The organism is Haloarcula amylovorans (genome assembly GCF_004681185.1).
GTDB classification, from domain to species: domain Archaea; phylum Halobacteriota; class Halobacteria; order Halobacteriales; family Haloarculaceae; genus Haloarcula; species Haloarcula amylovorans.
The window spans coordinates 47,213-65,118 of the sequence record NZ_SRIF01000006.1 but is presented as its reverse complement, the minus strand read 5'-3'; the positions used below and the strand labels follow the sequence as shown (position 1 = coordinate 65,118).

Genomic DNA, 17,906 nt, shown 5'->3' with positions numbered 1-17,906 from the left:
TGAACCATTCCACTCCCAACCAACCTAATAGCTCAAGAGCCTCATTCCACTCTTCACGGCAGCCCAATCTGAACACTAAGCAACCATCTCAGAACACTCGAAATGGGGGGTGGCTACAGGTGGACCAGGCTGAGTACCGCGGGGTCATCCAAGACGGCGGATCGGTCTCGTAATAACGAAAGGGGAGCGCTATTGAACCCCTCAACCCCGAGGCGGTTGACGCTTCGCCTCTCCGAGAGAACACTCGAAATGGGGTGTGCTCGCGCACCACCTCTCTACAAGAACACTCGAAACGGGGGGTCAAAAATGAACACGTTTTCAATACAATTCTTAGAGCACAGATATCTACCTCTACAGCCGCCATAACGACGTCTTACACTGGAAATGGGGGGTGGAAATGCCCACTCAGACCTCGAAACAGCGGAAACACTCGAAACACTCGAACTAGGGATTTATATTCACTCGGTATATGGATACATCTACCATGGATTCGCCGTTCGACGAACCGGGCAAAATCTTCGCCAACAAGCGTCCGCTTGACGAAGATTACACGCCGGAGACGATCCTCTGTCGGGAGGAGGAGATCAGCCGCTATTCGGAAGCACTTCAGGATATCATCGAGGGATTTGGTCCCAACAACGTCTTTATCTACGGCCAGACTGGGAACGGCAAGACTGTCGTGACGAAGAAGATGATGGAGTTCCTCCGCGCGGAGACGGCCCAACACGATATCCCCGTAACGATCCTCGAAATCAACTGTAACAAGGACGATAGCATTTTCAACGTCCTCATCTCACTGATCAACCAGCTCCGCCAGCCGGACGACCAAGTCCCGGAACAGGGCCCGACGAAAGGCTTTCTCTGGTCGACACTCTACGAGGAACTCGACACCCTTGATGGGGATGTCGTCGTCGTCCTCGATGAGATCGATATGCTCGGGGCGGACAACGACAAACTGCTCTATGAATTTCCGCGGGCCCGTAAAATGGGCTCACTAGAAGACACACGAGTCGGTGTCATCGGCATTTCGAACAACCACATGTTCAAGGACTCGCTGGACCCCCGAGTCAAAAGCACGCTCTGTGAGTACGAAATTTTCTTCTCGCCGTACGATGCAACCGAGTTGACCGAGATTCTCTCTCACTACGCTGGGCTCGTGTTCCGCGAGGACATCGTCGATGATGGCGTGGTTGAACTCTGTGCGGCTCGCGCTGCCCAGGAACAGGGTGACGCCCGCGAGGCACTCGACCTCCTAGAAACGGCTGGCAACATCGCTCGAAAACGTGATGCGGGCCGCGTCACAGAAGATCACGTCGAGGAAGCTGGGAATCGGGTCGAAGAACAGCGTGTGCTCACGATTGTTCGCGAACAGCTCACCTCGCAGATGAAACTCGCCATGCTCGCGACGGCGTTTCTTAACATCGACGACGATGCATCTCCCCGGGCGAAAAACATCTATCAGGTCTACGAAAACATCTGCCAGGTCTGTGATTACGAACCGCGCTCGAAACGGCGGGTCAACGACTTTCTGGACTCGATCCGGCTCTACGGCCTGCTCGAACGCGACGAGCGAAATCTTGGCCGGGCTGGCGGCCGGTCGTACATCCACACGCTGGAAGTGTCGCCGGAACTCGTCTTTGAGGGGCTAAAGTACGACCAGGATGGGTCAGAATCGATGCTCGAACGCTACGACCTCGTTCCTGACCCCGACGATGCCCAGCAGGCGCGTCTCATGTCCTATGTTTAACCACTGATTCTCTATTTATTCGCTATCGGCCACCGGTTCCATTACATGTCCTCGCGAACAATAGATGCCAATATCCTCTGAGGAGATGGACGAGGTTGCAGATGGATTGTTCGTTAGACCAGTTAAGAATGCTGGTGATGAGGCGCTAATACGGGAGCATAGCATCGTGATTATTGTCTCACTGATACACAGCGAGCCAGACGGTAGATTTTCCTCCGATCTGCCGGTCGAGAATATACCCATGATAGATGGGCCTCGGAACGAGCAGCAGAGATTCGACTGAGCTGTTACCCATGTCCTATCTAGTCTCAAGACTGGGACAACCTTCTCGCTCATTGTTTGGCGGAAGCCTCACGCAGTCCAACGGTAGCTATGACGGCGCTCGCACTATACGATGAAATCGGATTGGAAGCAGCGTTCAAGCAGGTTGCGAAACGCCGGAATGCCATCGACCCGGATGAAGCAATAGTCCGACAGGCGGCGCGTGTCTACACCCAGAACCGTGAGTTGGTTAACCACCTGTATTTCAGTGATGCTCCTCAAGGAAACTGTATGCGAGTTGGCCTGATTTCCGACATCCACGCGAACCTGCCGGCCCTCGAAGCCATCCTGGATGATATGCCACCTGTCGACGACATCATCTGCGCAGGCGACGTCATCGGGTACAATCCCTGGCCACGCGAGTGTCTCGAGCGCGTTCGAGCAGTCAGTTCACTTGTCGTGCAGGGCAACCATGACCGCAACGTCGAGACGCCACAACGCTACGAACACAATGAAATGGCTCGTGCAGGGCTCGAATTCACCCAACAGGAGCTGAGTGACGGTCAGCGAGAGTGGCTTTCTAAGCTCCCAGAACGAACGGAATTTGCAGACGGCGCCTATCGATTGGCGCATAGCCATCCGGATCCTAACCGGCTCGGCTCCTACGTACGACCGGCACAGTTCTCGAAGATGCGCCCCTATCTGGACGACCACGTTGGAATCGTGCTCGGCCACACTCATATCCAGCACAAAGCTACGATCGATGGCCGGCTCATCGTGAATCCTGGGAGTGTCGGCCAGCCACGAGACGGCGACGAGCGTGCTGCGTACGCGGTTCTCGATACTGCGGCTAACGAAGTCGAACTCCGCCGGGTAGAATACGATATCAACCGGGTAATTTCTCGTGTCGAGGAGTGTGGGCTGCCCACCAAAACCGGGACGCGGCTCCTCGACGGTTCGTGAAGCAATCTAAGATACCGAGGTCGCTTATCTAGTCACGTACGTCGAGTTAGCTGTCAGAGCAATCTTTTGGCATAGAATTCACCAACCAGCAGTGCGCAGAGCATCGATAGTCTGTCTCAGAGTCTCCGACGTACGGAACGGTGGAGCGAGTTCCAAGACGACGGGGCCACTGTAGCCCGATGAATCTAGAGTGTCCACCATTCTGCCCACATCTTGCCGGCCGTCCTGTGGCGGGAGATGCTGTATCTCGCCGGGTGGTTCCTCTGGGCCGAGAAGAGCATCATCGTCAATCCCATACTTGTCCCGGATGCCCTGGAGACGGTCAGTCTCTGTTATGGGTATTGACCCATGAAGGTGGACGTGCGCTGGGCGCCCAACTGCATCAAGCATAGCCAGCGGGTTTGGTGCGTGACCGAGATCGACAGTAAACTGTACCGACGGCACATCAATATCCTCTGGTTGCTCCCGCTGCAAATCCGCTGTCGCCTTCTCGAACTTCGGCACGTCCGGTGCTTCGGTTAGTAGGTACTCGAAGGGCCCTCGAGGGCAGACGTTCTCAATCGTCAGGATCGGAACGCTGTCGAGGTTCTCGTTGTTCTCAAGTCGGAGTCGGGCGTTTCCAAGCGTTGCGACCAACTGTTTTCGTCTTCGTTGTAGATCCGCGTTCTCGTTCGCGTAGGTTCGTGGTGGGTGGAAAACGAACACTGACGGGTCACAGTAAGAGTACCGACTCACACCGCCGTCGTCAGTGTCCTCGGCCGAATCCTGATCTTGGAATCCGAGCTGTGCATCGAGAACCTTGTCAGCGCAGACCTTCGCTCCTGACGAGCTACAGCCACTTAGCAAAGGGGTGCAGTGGACCGATTCCACGTCGAGATCAAGTTGCGATGCACGTTCCACAGCAGATTCGTTGTACAGTTCTTCATTGAGAAACGATCCGAGTGGTCCATGTCCCCCCGGTGGGTCTGGTGTGAAAAGCTCAATACTGAGATTCATTTCGGCGATCGTACTGAGGTACTCCTGACGAACGGGGTTCTCGCTGGATAGAATCCGACGCGGGACAGAGATACGGATTGGTCGTCCCATCAATACAATATCGAATTGGGGAATCGACAAGTAGGTTTCCCAGCCAAGACCGTATAGAACGTGTGAGACGCTACCGAACCATTACGTCGCCTGCATTGATAGTTCGGGCATGACGGTTCCCATACTGTTGTCGGCGTCCCCCGAGTATCTCGATCACGCGGAAAGCCTCGCGGACGGGATCGAGGCAAAACTGGATTGGAAGCATACAGAGTCTCTATCTCGGGATAACACTCTCACAGATGAGTGCGACGTGCAGGATGTTCATCCCGAATCCATTACTAGTATTCACCTCCCACCCGGAACGAGCCAGCCCCAGGGGTTAAGCGTGGCACCGGGAAACGTCGGCGACATAATCGATTTCGTGCATAGCGCGGTCGGCGACCGAGTCCATCCCACGTGGCTGACCGTCCACACTACGCGTACATTCGACTACCGGGAACACGTCGAACGGCTTGCAACGATCACACAGGTCGGTGGCTATCCACTCGCAATCGAGAACACGCCTGATGCCTCCTGCTATCACACCCCCGAGGATATCGCGGCGCTGGCTTTTCTCGCCAAGCAGGTCCCTCGACTCGATGATGTGTCGATACTAATCGATACTGCACACGTCGCGATGGAACGGCGTGCGCTCACCGTTGACGATAGAGCGTTTGAGTCCGTGCTGGAGCGTGGTGATGAACAGCTCCGCGACCAGCTATCAGAGGTCTTCCAGCAGTTCCTGCGGGATAATGTGGAACACAGCAAGAATGATCCCAATCTCGGCGTGGCGCCCCCTACAGAGGAGAGTCCGTGGCGTCCCGTATTTGTCACTCTCGCGATCGTCGGTGGATCGCAGATCCAAGCAATCCACCTCAATGACCCGACCTCAGATGGCCTCCCCGAAACGAACCACCCAGCAGACGGGCTTCGGTGGGTATTATCGTACTGTAATAAACACGACATCGCGGTCGTTCTTGAACCAGGTGGAGCTGACCGTGAGTTGATTGCGGAAACAATCTCGGAACTACCTATCGTTGGCTAACCTCAGCCTCACTGCCTCAGAAATTCCCCTATTAGGAGTATCTGAGCATAGCTAGTCGTAGAGCGTGTCATAGAAACTATCACAGCCGATTTTCTGCGACGTTCCCCCAGTGATGAACTAGTGAGATGGATATGGTTACAGAAGACAGTGCAAGATTGAGCGGATACATAAATCGCTATCCGACTGCCCAAACATTATATTATATATCCAACTATAGGCACCATATGGAGAGAGTTGTCAAACTCCAGATGGAGATACACGATTTTAAACAGAAACTCGAAGAGATTGTTGATTCGACCTCTCCACACTATCTCCAAGATACCATGTATTGGTCAAATTCGGATCTCTCTCCCGACTATAGTAGTGTCCCCAGTGGTACAAAGGCCAAGTTCCACCTTACTCAGGGTAATGAAAATGGGACATTAGACGGTCTCCACAGCTACCATGATCCGCTTGCATTCACCGTGAACGCCGCAGTGTATCGCAATGGAATTATTAAATCAAAGAGCTGGAAGTGTAAATTTAGAATATTTGATATAACTAGGCTGTCCTTCTTGACCCGGGAGGGGAGTTCGAAACAGTCGCAAAATTACACTGAGTTCGAGGTGTGGACGCAAGATGGAAAGAGCAGTAGAACGACGAAGTTCCAAAAGAAAGTGCTTGATAAGATTGAAAATCTGGAGTGAACCAGTTCTCGCTCACATTAGCAAGGATGCTGTAGAGTACACCAAAGAACGGAGCGAACGTGAGGTGGACAAGTTCTTATGTCCGCTTGAATATCCTGCCGTCACAGTCTTAGCAAGTCCCACACTTCTTGCACGGCGCGATCTTGCACAGGAGCCTTGACAAGAACCGGATAAACAGACTGTGAGAAATCTATGACATGCTCAATCGTAGTGATTACGGGGAACGTATTTGCTGTCCAAACCGTCTAGAACCCACAGCACCCAGATTACCGCCACTCAACGTCGACTTGCTCCGCATGGAGGGTTCCATCCTGGCTGACAGAAACGCTTGAGACTCCAGCGTTACCGGGATTGTGTACGTACGAATGTCCGCTGATAGTCGGTATCGCTGTCAGCCCGCGTTGGTGGGTGTGTCCAGAGAGACAGGCGTCGACACCAGTCGCCGCCAGTGCGAACCTAAGCGCCACGGAGCCAAAATGGTAGTCTCCATTGTGCGAGTGTTGTCCGCGGATATCAAATGGTACATTGAACGGGGAAACGTGGCTCGCGACGACAGTCGGGTTGTTGGCTCTATCTACCAGCTCGACGAGCGTCTCGAAGCGGGCATCGAGCCGAGCGAGCGACGTCTCGAACGAGGGGTTCGTCGCCTCGGTGCCAAGTTTGTGTGCGAGGTTCGTTTCGGACAGATCGCCGGCGAGATATTGCCCTGCCGCACGGAGAAGAGTGTTTGCGACGGCATCTGGCGTCCGTGCCTCGTCTTCGACTGGGATGTTTGGGTAGTTAGGGGACAGCAGGGCTGGCGTGAAGTCGAACTGCTCACAGCCCCATCCGGCGACGGTGAGCGACCAGTCTGTGCCCACGACCACGTTTCGAGTAACGCCGTGAAGCGAGTGGACGTTCGTGAGCCCCTCACTCAGCCGCTGGGTGCAGTCGACAGGGTCGTGATTCCCGGGTACCGCGAGTACTGGTACTCCCTGCTCGTCAAGACGCTTAAGGAATGCCCGGCCCCGTTCTTCGTAGGCTTCGCCAGCCGACACGGACTTGGCATGGTCACGGTTCTCGTCGACCACGTCACCAAGAGATAGCACGATGTCGTGTGTTTCGACCGGGAGGTCTACAACCGGATATTGCACCCCTGTCGCCCGGAGGTGTAGGTCAGAGGTGACCAGCAAGTCAACGGTAGGGCCCTCGACACTACAGATGGGTTCAAGATCGGATTTAGTCATTTTCCTTCAGGGCGTTCTCAGCGGTGGTTCGATCGGGGAATCGTTTGCCGCAGACCAGATAGTCGACTAATCTGTCGGCCGCCAACGGTCGATAGTCCAGTAGCTCGACTGAGAAATTAACACGTCGAGTATCGTAGTCGATGAAGGGAAAGCGTTCCGGCCAGTTGTTGTGATGGTGGCCGTGAAGCAGCCACCCCTTCCAGTTCGAGGGGCCATCCGCCGGGTCGTGGACGGCGTGAAACGGAACTCCTCGGTGCTCGAACCAAAACTCTTCAACGAACTGAACCCGGTTCAGCCCCTCCATTACGGTGCCACCGTGGTTGCCCAACAGAAATACGATCTCGCCGTTGAGTTCGTCGAGCCAGTCCAGTAGGGCCGAAGCTGACGTGCGAATAGTCAAATCGCCACCATACAGCACCTCGTCATTCGAGTCGACTACGGCATTCCAGTGCTCGAACAGCGTCGCGTTCATCTCCCCGACTGAGCTGAACGGCCGGTCGCAGTAGTCGATGATGTTGGTTGTGGTCGAGGTGGAGATTAGATATGAGATAGTCCATTATGTACCGGCTGTCGAGTGGGCACTTGTAGTTTACGTCGGAATGGTGAGAAGTCGCACGGGGTGATGCAGGTTTCAAATTCTGGTGACTATACATCTATAAATAAGCAGTTGTACGGTTGTAATTCTGGGTATAATTCCTTGATGATGGCCGCCGCTCGCAGCACCTCCACGGAAGGATGATAGGAACAGTAGGCTCTCTACAATAGTTAAGAAATTAATATCTCTGCAAAGATAATGTATCAGGCATAGTATGGGTATTCATCATGCCAATCTAGTACTGGCCTCCATTAGGAATTTAGCTAAGGAGAGGATTTTTATGGTCAGTGGAAAAACACTATATCAGGGTATGCCGACTACGATCAGTACGCACGAGGATGAGCGGGGTTCATTTGTATTCTACCTGATCGGTACTGCTATCCTCACGCTTCCGGTCACTCATATGTTTTACAAGATGTGGACGCAGGGAGCGTACTTGTTCTTTGACTCCCTAATCTCATTTCCGTTCGTCCCCGAGACTGCGTCGGGGTTACAGCCGCTAGTGATGCTGGGGAGTGGACTGTATCTTTCATGGCTGGTGTTATTCGCAAACGACTGGCGCAAGCGGTATCAAGGATATATTTTGATGCTGGGGACGATCGTCACCGTCGTCACACTCGCGGCACTTGGAGTCGGTATCCCGAACTTAGATTTAACTAGGCCGGTCAATGTTGGTTCGTTTATAATTGGACTTTTCATTGGGGTCGCCACGGAGTCTCGACCCGGCGCAGACAAACTCGGTGGGGACTTGACAGCAATCGACTACCGGAACCGCGAAAACACGTGGGCACACTGGGTCACAACCGAGAGAGGCAGAAAAAATCCTGCAGAGTTTCCTATTGCGTATCGCGGATTGGTTCTCTTTATCATCGTAGTGGTGATGGGAGGGAATGTTCTTAATTTCATCTTCAATCAAAATACAGTACAGGTCGCCCTCCATTTTATAACGAGTTTAGGACTATTGTACTTCTTGTATTCTTTTCTAGACATAAATATAATGATGATTGAAGCGGGTTCCAGTCCCGATTCGACGATCAACTTCGAACAAAAGGTAGACCAACCCAACGTCCAGTTTGAGGTACTCGGCCCCCAGCAATCCGGTAAGACCTACCTCGCCCTAGGATTCCTCTTGACACTCACGCGGGACGATAAGTACACGATTCAGTCACTACTAGGGAGAATGCCGGAGATTATTGAGGAGCACAGTAACCGTGTGATTGGGGTGACGGACGGTTTGATAGACTGGGGAATCGGGAATACATTGATTGACACGGCCGAGAGAGTCGGAATTGAGTTCACGAAAACAGACACCGATCGAGGGAAAGTCCTCGACGGTACTATCAATATGTTTGACTACCCGGGAGAGGTGCTTGAAGACCTGTCCGAAGAGCTTGATCAACAGAGGGGACAAAAAATGACAGACGGCGGGGAACAGCCTCCAGATTCGAGCACTGATCAAGAAGACGAGGATCTCGGAACTCTTGGTGATGTAGTAGATCAAGCGCAAGATGCTGACACCGAAGATACTGAAAAATTTGGTCCCGACAAGGTGGCAACACAGACAGAATCTGCAGAGGACAAATTGGAGTCGACGTCTGGTGGAGAGCTCGCGGAACGCGAAATAGTTACACGGGCATTGATCAAGAATGTCGGATCCGCAGAAAAACTCATCATCTTGATAGACTCACAAAGATTTGTAACAGAGGATGGAATCATAAAAAATGACCCAGGGATGATGTTGACCGAGATGACAAAAATATCACAAAGCGCGGGACCAGACGAGGTAATCCCTGTAGCGACAAAAGCGGACTATCTGATGGAGGAATATGACGACTTGGACGCGGGAACACTCCCCACGGACGAAGAATACAGCGAGTTCAGACAGCACGCTGAAGAAATGTTAGACAACGGACACCCCATGGTCAGTACACTGATTGAACTTGCGGACCACCCTGTGTTCCCTGTCTATTATCTCACTGGAACAAACGAAGATGAGGAGACCAAACTCAAGGTGGAAGACGGACGAATCCATCCAATCGGCTACGAACCGCTCCTGAACGCGATCGTAGGCGAGTAAAACACACGTCTGATGTCATCGTTAAAAATATATAACACTAACGGTATACTGGTCTATTCCAGCGAGTCTGCCTCCGAAAAAAATTGTATAAACATACAACCGTTCATCGATAACGTCGTCGAATTCTGTATAGACACGAATAAGTCGAGGATAATAGCACTAATTCAGGCTAACGCGCCGCAGGTGAAGGGGCGAGACAAGGCCAACTTTCACGTCGTATTCGAAAACGAAGATCCGGTAACGCTTCCTGCCTCGCTGGTTTCCGAACTAAAGAAACTCGCGAACCGTACGAACTGGGAGTTTTACACTACTACTCCAAGACTGTCGGTCCCCTGGCTCGTAGCCCAAAACGAGGACCGTACTCCAGAAAGTCTGGATCTCGATATCGGGCCCCTGTTCACCGTACGACGACTGATCGAGGAGCAAAAACCCCTTGATTTCGGATTTACCGGATTTGAGCAGGCAACCCAAGCACTCAGCTACTTCCTGAAGCAACGGAATAAGCAAGCAACGTACGCTATCGCTTCAAACGAAAGAAAGGGACCGATCCGTTCGGCAGAGTTGGTACTTGTCCCAGGACGCACGAACAACTTCAAAATACTCACGCCGGAGACACGGGATCGTATCGCAACCAAGTCCGAGGCGTTACGGTCAGAAACCGAATCTTACTATTTAGAGGACACCAGCAAACTCGTAGAGGCAGTCGTTACTGACCCGGGCCTTACTCCGATACAGTCGCTGGAGGAACTTCATAGGTTGGAACGGTATTTCTGTGATCCAGACAAATCTGAGTTCACGGAGTCCAGTTTTCAAAGCAAACACGGACGTGAAGCCTTAGCCCGTATGGTGGCAATACGCGACGAGGACTCGGTGAGAGATACACCTCCCTTGGAGATACTGGACCAGAGGACGAGGGACGAGATTGTATCTGAGCTCCGAGACTCGATCGCGAGCAAACGAAAAGCGTACGACGATAACATCGACGAGAAGATACGTGAAGCAGTAAATCAGCATCTCTCCCAGCTCGGTGAGGAACGCGCCGAGTTCCAATTTCGCGAACTTAATACGATCGAGGAGCGACTATCCGAAGGCGGGGACAGTCACCAATCAGTTAGACTCGAGCCAGCAGAGAAGATCTTTGAGGTTATAGATCAGATAGAATCATCAAATATTCTAGATCGGTCGAAAAAACACAGTCTAACGAACGCTACACGAAATGCGATCAAAGAGAGAAAAACCGAACTCCGAGACGAAACGGAAAAGAATCTGAATGGTCAGATTCAGACATGGACCCGCAATTTACCCTCCCCAGACTCCGCTCAGGCCGTAACCGTTGCTGGCTCGATTGGTGCGCTTCAAGCAGCTGTTCGTAATCCCGGGCGAACTATTCCGACAGAAGTGTTAGACTCCGAGCAGCGAGATGCTCTCGAACGTCTGGTAGAGAGCATTCACAGTAGCGAAATACTTCACGAGAATCAGCGAACGAGACTACAAAGAACGCTGTGTAACGAATTGGCTGAATACGAGTCGGATGTCGTAGCAGAGAGAGAGGACGAACTCCGTGCAAAAGTCGACGACCATATTAAATGGGTAAAAGAGGCCTTTCTGCCCAAGCAACAACATGAAATATTCTCCGAATGGCGGAATGTGTTCGACCAATTCGCTGATGTCGACAATCGTGTGGTAGCCAGCTTTCGCGACATATCCGAAGAGATAGAAAATGAAGAGATTTTTTCCGCAAGTAAGAAGAAACAATTGAAATCTTACATGTGCACACAACTCGAAGACCGGGAGAAAACGCTGAGGGAACAGGAGGTGAAGCGATATCAATACAGAATCAAATCGTTGCGCGAGGAAGCGATCGAGTCAGCTCTTCGGTCCGGAGACAGAACGAAGGCGATTGAACTAGTTCGTAGTGTCGAAAGATATCTCGACGGTCGAGCCAGTCAAAGTACGCTGCCAGAGGAACTCGACCTGTCGTATCGGCGTCGACTTCGAACTCTATCTGGAGACGACGAACACGAAATCCTAGTTTCAGATGATATCAAAGAAATCAAAAGTAGGGTAGCAGAGTCCCGGTCTGAAACCCTGAAAGAGCTCCGAGAGCAGGAACTCACGTCGATACGGAACAAGTTCGAGACGAACGTAAAACGACTTTTTCGGCAATTAAATGATGACCCGACAAATCAGATTAATGTGTTCCGTTCGCTTCTGGACTACCTGCGTCCCAAAAGTTCGACGACCAGCAACGACATGTTGGCTCCAGACCCCCCGCAGGGATTCGAGGAGCGGGTACAAACAGTACTGGAGCTAATCAAACGGACGAGGGGAACGGATCGGGTGTTATCGCGTGAACATCAGAAGGACCTCAGACAGGATTTCGAGACGATTCTCGATTCATTCTTGGAGACGGCGATGGACGAACTCGTTGAGGAAAGGGTACAGGAGGTTACGACGTTTATCCGGTCCCAAAATACCGGTCCCGATGCTGGTATCGAAGAGATCGAAGAGAGCATAGATACAGTCGAAACGATCAGACGCGCCGTGAAGGAACAGCGGACCATCGCTGAACTACCAGACGAAGTCGAGACCTACATTCAGCAGATGACCGGCGATTTCATACATCGGTCTTACAGATTTGATTTCGGTCAACAGATCGTTTCGCAAGCCGATGATGTCCTTGACGACCTGCGGCAGCAGAGATTCCGGATAGGCAAGAGCGAGATCGAAACCAAAATCACCGAAGTCACGGAACGAGACGGCTCCTTGAAATATAAGATAGAGCGACTACAAACGCTGGCGCGGGTCGTCAATCCGAAATCTGCCAGTTCAGAGTCAAATGTGAGTTCCGCCTTCATATCCACCTGTCGATCGCTCTCTCAAGAATCGAGGCAGGAACTCCATTCCCGCATCCAAGAGCAAATACAGACCCTTTCACAATCACTAACGGAGCACATTGTTCAGGACGTCATATCCTCCCTTAATGATACATTGAAAAAAACCGATCATCCAGATCAGGCGATAGAGACCTTCGAATCATATCTCCATGATGAGACAACAGTCGGCTCGAACAATTTACTGTTCAAGGTTTGTAAGGAGTACGTGCGTCTCAAAGAGCTCTACGGTGACAACGTCATCGACGAGGACCAATTCGAAAGAGCGCGTCAAGAACTGTTGGACGAACTCTCCGAGTTGAAGAGCGAACACGGAACGGATTCGAAACTCGCAGAATTGGTTCGCAGTATCAAATCGATATTGTCTAATACGCTACCCATTACGAGATTGCGATAACAGGCGGACCTAGGGAATCGACGTATGGGCTTCGAGGCGTAACTAGCGCATTGTAATCTCCTTCGGGACATCGATCTCCTACGTCGCTCATCTTGAGAGTCGCGGTGGGGACTGGTTTTCGAAGAACGTTTGCAAGAAACGACCTATCGGCACGGCGTGACCGGACGGCCGACCGCAAACAACCTTCTCGCTGGTTCCAGTACCGATACCAAATAGGTACCTTCTATCGATCATACAGGGTATATAGATCTTTGTCGATGGGATCGCGAATCAGATCTCCCACTCATCCCATAGGTCGCTCTTTTTTGTAGATCTACCGTTCGGCGCGTCGGTTTCTCGGATCTCCCATCGCTCCCAGATCGGGTTTCTACCCGCGGTCTGGTTATCGGGGTCGTTCTCCGAATCTGTTCGGGTTTCAAATGCCTTCATCCAGTGCAGCGGGCTGGGACGGTCGTGCTCGAGGTCTAACCCCGCAGGCATGTGATTCTTACCTACTTCGCTGAAACAGCGTTTGAACAGTTCGCGAATAGACTTGGGGAGCGTCGAGTAGTCCGGAGCACTGTCGATCGGCTCGTAGCCCGAGTAGACGTAGGGAAACTTGTTGCCCCGTAATTTGTCCTCCATGCTGCCGTCGACCGATTTGGGGCCCTGTGCTAGATATGGATGTATCCCTTCCATAAGGAACTGAAAGACGTGAACGCCCAGACAGAACCGATCGGCCTCCTGAACGGTGGCTAAGCTGTCGCCACCACGTCGCTCTGGTGGGGCGTACCGCGGATAGTAAGTGTCGTCGGGGTAGGCGATGTTGCTGTCGGTGATATGGAAGGCGTCGCAGTCGATGAGTGTCACGAACCCATCCTCGTCGATGAGGATATTGTCGTGGTTGAAATCACCAATCGCGTGGCCTTCGTCGTGGATGGCTGCCACCATGACCGCGAGGTTGTGCGCGACGTTGTACCGATGCTCGGGGGCGCTGGACTCCCAATCCAGTTCCGTCAGCGTGTACTCGAAGGCGTTCTTGGCCGAGTCGAGGTCCTTGTACGGCATCTGGTAGCCGAGGAACTCGCCCCCAGTGTCCGTGACGACGGCTTCGGGCCAGATGATCGACTGTACCTCCCCTTCCACATAGGTTGAGTTCTTGAGCGGGTTGTTCACCATTGCTCGTATCTTGTCTGCCTTTCTGTCGCGGGAATCCTCCCAGAATACCTTTACAACCGACGTATCGTCGCCCCTCACGTGGTACACTTCCCCCTCTGATCCCTTTCCTATGCTTTCCCCGAGACGTACCGTCTGGGATGGGAGGCGAACCGATTCGCCTTTGAAATCAGAGTCCTGAAACATATCGTTCTCTGTTTACTCCGGTGATCGAACGCTACTAGGTGTGTTCAGTACGACTCGTCAGTACTTGACAGTTCTCGTCAACACTGGTCGTAGCCGGTACGTTGTGATCCGTGATTACCTCCCACCGTCAAACACCGGTTCGTGATGGCCAGTACTACGGAAGGTTTGAACGTTCCACCGTGGACCGGACCGGGGCCGGTGTACATCACTGACTGGGCGGGACATCGCTGATCACAATCGTCTTGTCGTCGGCGATGTCCCGATACGGTTCTCCCTGTAGGAGAGCAACGAGCTCCGTCGAAGCCACGTCACCGTCGTCTTCTCTCGCGATGTCGAACATTGTATCAAAAAACGTTGCGTTCGTCGGCTCGGGGCCATCCCAAGCGAACTGTGACAGTCCATCAGAGAACAGTGCGATCCCATCGCAGTCGGTTATGTACCCGAACCGATAGGACGAATCCCACTCTTGGTGTTGCAACGGAACAGTGATGTTGGAATACGGTAGGTCGACGACGGACTCCTCCCGTGGAACGAGGAGCCCGTAGGAAGCACCCAGTGAGTAGACGATACCGCCGTCACCGACGGCGGCACCGGCGACCGTACCTCTCCATGCCACGGCGACGAGTAGCGTCGTGTCGAGTTCCGTCGGCGGTTCCCCCAGTTCGTCAGCTCGAGCATGAATAGCTGACCGTGCCGTCGTTACCGCGTCCTTGATATTCGACTCGACTGTCTCACGTTCGGCGTCTCCGCCGGTGTCCAGAGACCTCTCCAAGGCGGCCACTGTTTCTCGGGTTGCCAGGTTCGCCCCCTCATGCGAGCGGCTCGTGCTTCCGACACCGTCGGCAACTGCCATTACGAACTTTCCGTCAGATAACTGTGCGGCGTTCCAGGCGTCTCGACAAGGGACATCGACGGCCTCGTGCTTGGAACCCCTGATCGAACATCCGATGAGCCGATCTCCGAGATGATCCACGGTCTCCATGCGAGATCGCTGATCAGTGGCTGAAATATGACTGTTTCCTGTTGGAACCCGATTCGAACGAAGCGACCCACTCCTTCGCCGTTGGCCGCACCTCTGGGTGAACTTTTCCTTCGATGAAACACCGCTCGAAGAGGGTGCGAACGTGTGTCGGTATCCGCGTATACGAAGGTGAATCCGCTGGTGGTTCTAGCTGATCGGGCTGGGGGTCGCGATACGGAAAGTGGTTCGATCGAGTTATCTCGGCGAAAGCCCCGTCTGTCGCCGCCGTCCCTTCGGCTTCGTATGGGTGGTGCCCATCCATTAATAGCTGGAAGATGTGAACGGCTAGCCCAAAGTGGTCACTACGCTGGACCTCGTCCAGTTCGGTCCCAGTTCCTTCCGGCGGTTGGTATCGTTCGGGAGCGGATCTGCTCTCAAATGTATGGCCGTCACTGACCACGTGGACATCCTCACAGCCGCTCCAGTAGACCCGGGTACCGTCTATCAAGAAGGTTTCATGGTGAAGGTTGCCGAGCGCATGGCCTCGTTGATGGACGGAAGCAACCAGCTCCGCCAAGCCGAGGGCTAGGTCGTAACGGTCGTCTTGCCACCGATTGTCGGCGAACCCAAGGCGGTGGAGTACCGTGTCCAATAGCCCTCGTGAACGGTTATCCTGACCCAGTTCATCCGATGGGAACGTTTCGGCGACCTCCAAAACGTTCCGATGGGAGAAGTCATGTGGGAGAGAGAACCGATACCCCACGAACTGGCCGTCCTCTTCCGACCGGACTGCTTCCAACGGCCAAGCAGATGACGAAGTATCGTCCGCTGTAGACGCGTCTTTGGGTGGGTTCTCCACCATGGCTTGAATCTTCGCTTCAAGTCCGTCCTCATTACGCTTCTCCGGGGTGTACAGGTTCACGCCATCTGTGTCTGAGCCCTCAAGGCGGAAGACCGAACTGTTCGTCCTGTATCCCAGTGGTTCACCGAGTGAACGTACTTCCCCGGATTCGGTACGCACTTTGTCGTCCTCGAACCCGGGTGGAAGATCGGCAATGACAATCGTTTTGTCGTCGCCGAATTCGTTGTAGGGGTGGCTCTCCAGTATTTCGATTAGTGTCTCGGCAGCGGAATCAGGGTCATCATGATCTCTCACCAAGGCGAAGATCGAATCAAAAAAATCCGTCCTCGCTGACTCAAGGTCGCTCCAAGTGAAGTTCTCCAGACCATCGGAAAAGACCGCTACGCCGTCAAAGGAGTCTCTAGTACCGAACCGATAGGAGTCTTCCCAGTTGTCCCTCATAATTGGAATAGTGTAATGAGAGGCAGGGAGGTTGACGACCGCCTCTTCTCGAGGTACAAGCAAAGGGTAGGTATCGCCATCGGCACAGATGATACCACCGTCACCGACGGCAGCGCCAGCGATCCCTGTCGGCCCAGCAACCGTCACGAGCAACGTGGTATCGAGTTCCGTAGGTTGCTCATCCATCTCGGCGGCTTTGTCGGCGACTGCGGTGCGAGCCGTCGTTATCGCCTCTCTGATCGGTTCCTCCGCGGCCTCCGTGTCGAGTCGGTCGACCGATTCAAGATTTTTTTTGAGGCTGTCGATAGCGGCGCTCGTCGCCTGCTCCGACCCAACCTGAGAAAACTCTGCTTCACCGAGACCGTCACTCACTGCGATGACGAACCGTCCGTCGTCAAGCCTCTCGGCGCACCAAGCATCTTGGTTCGGTAGATTACCACGAACGTGCTTCGGACCGATGACTGAACATCCGGTAAGCAGTCCTGCCTCGGTCGCTGTGGGACCCATTATTAGTTGCTACTGTCCTTGTTCTTCTGGGAGTAGTCGCTGGCTGAGTCTTCGCTGCCTCCTTTGGATGCTTGGGTTGCACTGTTCGAAGCGAGTTCGAAGAACTTGTCGAATTTCCCCTCTTCAAGCTGGAAGACATCGGTGGCGTTGTCGGGACACCCGGCGACTAAGTCGTTCAGCGTTGCGATGTCGGCTTCGTCTCCGATACCGACTCCGAAGAAGAGGATCGTCTCGTTCTGGGTAAAACTTTCGATCGACTGTTGGGCTGCATCCCAGTCGCTCCCACTGGTGTTATCTGGTCTGCCGTCCGTGAGTAACCAGACGAGGGCCCGGTGTCGGCCGAGGTTGTTCTGATCTACGGAGTCCTTGTACGCATTCAGGTTCTCCAGCCCTTTGACGATCGCTTCGCACATCGGCGTCATGCCGCCTGCCGAGAGCTTTGGCGGCCCCGATCCCTCGACCCACGCTGTCTTGATCGGCTGGAATTCCTGTTCGGCATTGACTCCGCCTCCGAACGTCACGACTGACACGTCTACGCCCTCTCTCGCCTCGAAATCACCTCCGATTTCGTCATTGAAAAGCTCCAGTCCATCGTTCAATTGGTCTATTTTCCGACGCTTCTGTCCCTGTGAGTCTGTAGTTTCTTTCCGCATGGACCCCGATGTATCCAGGAGGAACAGGTTTGGAACCCGCTTGATCTGCGGCGGAACCTCTCCAAGACCATAATCACCATTTTTGCCTGACATCTGTCTCTCGAATAGGATGTGAAACATAGATATATTAAAGATTGTTATTACTCACCGTAATCATTTATTTGACGGCGGTAAATATCGGCGTA

14 protein-coding genes are annotated in these 17,906 nt (G+C 53.2%); 7 read left to right on the top strand and 7 right to left on the bottom strand.

Translation table 11 applies throughout. The features are described 5' to 3' along the window. Positions 1–469 precede the first annotated feature (469 nt). From E4S61_RS18585 to E4S61_RS18575, 3 genes are all read left to right on the top strand, one after another. Positions 470–1,747 (top strand): Cdc6/Cdc18 family protein, encoded by a 1,278-nt coding sequence (locus tag E4S61_RS18585; RefSeq protein ID WP_135305442.1) that lies wholly within the window; start codon positions 470–472, stop codon positions 1,745–1,747. 64 nt (positions 1,748–1,811) lie between these two features. Next, entirely contained in the window at positions 1,812–2,030 is a 219-nt protein-coding gene (locus E4S61_RS18580; protein ID WP_135305441.1) for a hypothetical protein, read from the top strand. Between the two features lie 269 nt (positions 2,031–2,299). Next, a complete protein-coding gene (locus tag E4S61_RS18575) occupies positions 2,300–2,971 on the top strand; it encodes a metallophosphoesterase family protein (protein WP_135305519.1) in 672 nt (223 codons plus the stop codon). A gap of 78 nt (positions 2,972–3,049) precedes the next feature. On the opposite strand, the gene E4S61_RS18570 is transcribed toward E4S61_RS18575, so the two are convergent. Further along, a complete protein-coding gene (locus E4S61_RS18570) occupies positions 3,050–4,057 on the bottom strand; it encodes a sugar phosphate isomerase/epimerase family protein (protein ID WP_135305440.1) in 1,008 nt (335 codons plus the stop codon). Positions 4,058–4,166: 109 nt separating this feature from the next. Here E4S61_RS18570 and E4S61_RS18565 point away from each other — a divergent pair, with 109 nt between their 5' ends. Both E4S61_RS18565 and E4S61_RS18560 read left to right on the top strand, forming a co-directional pair. Then, complete coding sequence (locus tag E4S61_RS18565; protein WP_135305439.1) at positions 4,167–5,081, top strand: hypothetical protein; 915 nt, start codon at positions 4,167–4,169, stop codon at positions 5,079–5,081. Positions 5,082–5,305: 224 nt separating this feature from the next. Continuing rightward, a complete protein-coding gene (locus E4S61_RS18560; RefSeq protein ID WP_135305438.1) occupies positions 5,306–5,767 on the top strand; it encodes a hypothetical protein in 462 nt (153 codons plus the stop codon). A 266-nt stretch (positions 5,768–6,033) separates the two neighbouring features. Here E4S61_RS18560 and E4S61_RS26785 read toward each other — a convergent pair whose 3' ends face one another. Both E4S61_RS26785 and E4S61_RS18550 read right to left on the bottom strand, forming a co-directional pair. Further along, entirely contained in the window at positions 6,034–6,993 is a 960-nt protein-coding gene (locus E4S61_RS26785; RefSeq protein WP_135305437.1) for a metallophosphoesterase family protein, read from the bottom strand. Further along, positions 6,986–7,465, bottom strand: coding sequence for a metallophosphoesterase family protein (locus tag E4S61_RS18550; protein ID WP_135305436.1), 480 nt, complete (start codon positions 7,463–7,465; stop codon positions 6,986–6,988). The genes E4S61_RS26785 and E4S61_RS18550 overlap by 8 nt, the downstream gene beginning before the upstream one ends. 433 nt (positions 7,466–7,898) lie before the next feature. Between E4S61_RS18550 and E4S61_RS18545 the strand changes: the two genes are divergently transcribed. Both E4S61_RS18545 and E4S61_RS18540 read left to right on the top strand, forming a co-directional pair. After that, positions 7,899–9,665, top strand: a complete 1,767-nt coding sequence (locus E4S61_RS18545) for a hypothetical protein (protein ID WP_135305435.1) — start codon at positions 7,899–7,901, stop codon at positions 9,663–9,665. A gap of 12 nt (positions 9,666–9,677) precedes the next feature. Beyond that, positions 9,678–12,956, top strand: a complete 3,279-nt coding sequence (locus E4S61_RS18540; protein WP_135305434.1) for a hypothetical protein — start codon at positions 9,678–9,680, stop codon at positions 12,954–12,956. A 270-nt stretch (positions 12,957–13,226) separates the two neighbouring features. Here E4S61_RS18540 and E4S61_RS18535 read toward each other — a convergent pair whose 3' ends face one another. From E4S61_RS18535 to E4S61_RS18520, 4 genes are all read right to left on the bottom strand, one after another. Further along, positions 13,227–14,297 (bottom strand): protein kinase domain-containing protein, encoded by a 1,071-nt coding sequence (locus E4S61_RS18535; RefSeq protein ID WP_135305433.1) that lies wholly within the window; start codon positions 14,295–14,297, stop codon positions 13,227–13,229. Between the two features lie 205 nt (positions 14,298–14,502). Then, complete coding sequence (locus tag E4S61_RS18530; RefSeq protein ID WP_135305432.1) at positions 14,503–15,279, bottom strand: protein phosphatase 2C domain-containing protein; 777 nt, start codon at positions 15,277–15,279, stop codon at positions 14,503–14,505. Between the two features lie 13 nt (positions 15,280–15,292). Continuing rightward, positions 15,293–17,068 carry a protein phosphatase 2C domain-containing protein gene (locus E4S61_RS18525; RefSeq protein WP_135305431.1) on the bottom strand — a complete coding sequence of 592 codons (1,776 nt, stop codon included), beginning with the start codon at positions 17,066–17,068 and terminating at the stop codon, positions 15,293–15,295. A gap of 2 nt (positions 17,069–17,070) precedes the next feature. Next, a complete protein-coding gene (locus E4S61_RS18520; protein WP_167768570.1) occupies positions 17,071–17,814 on the bottom strand; it encodes a vWA domain-containing protein in 744 nt (247 codons plus the stop codon). Positions 17,815–17,906: the final 92 nt, after the last annotated feature.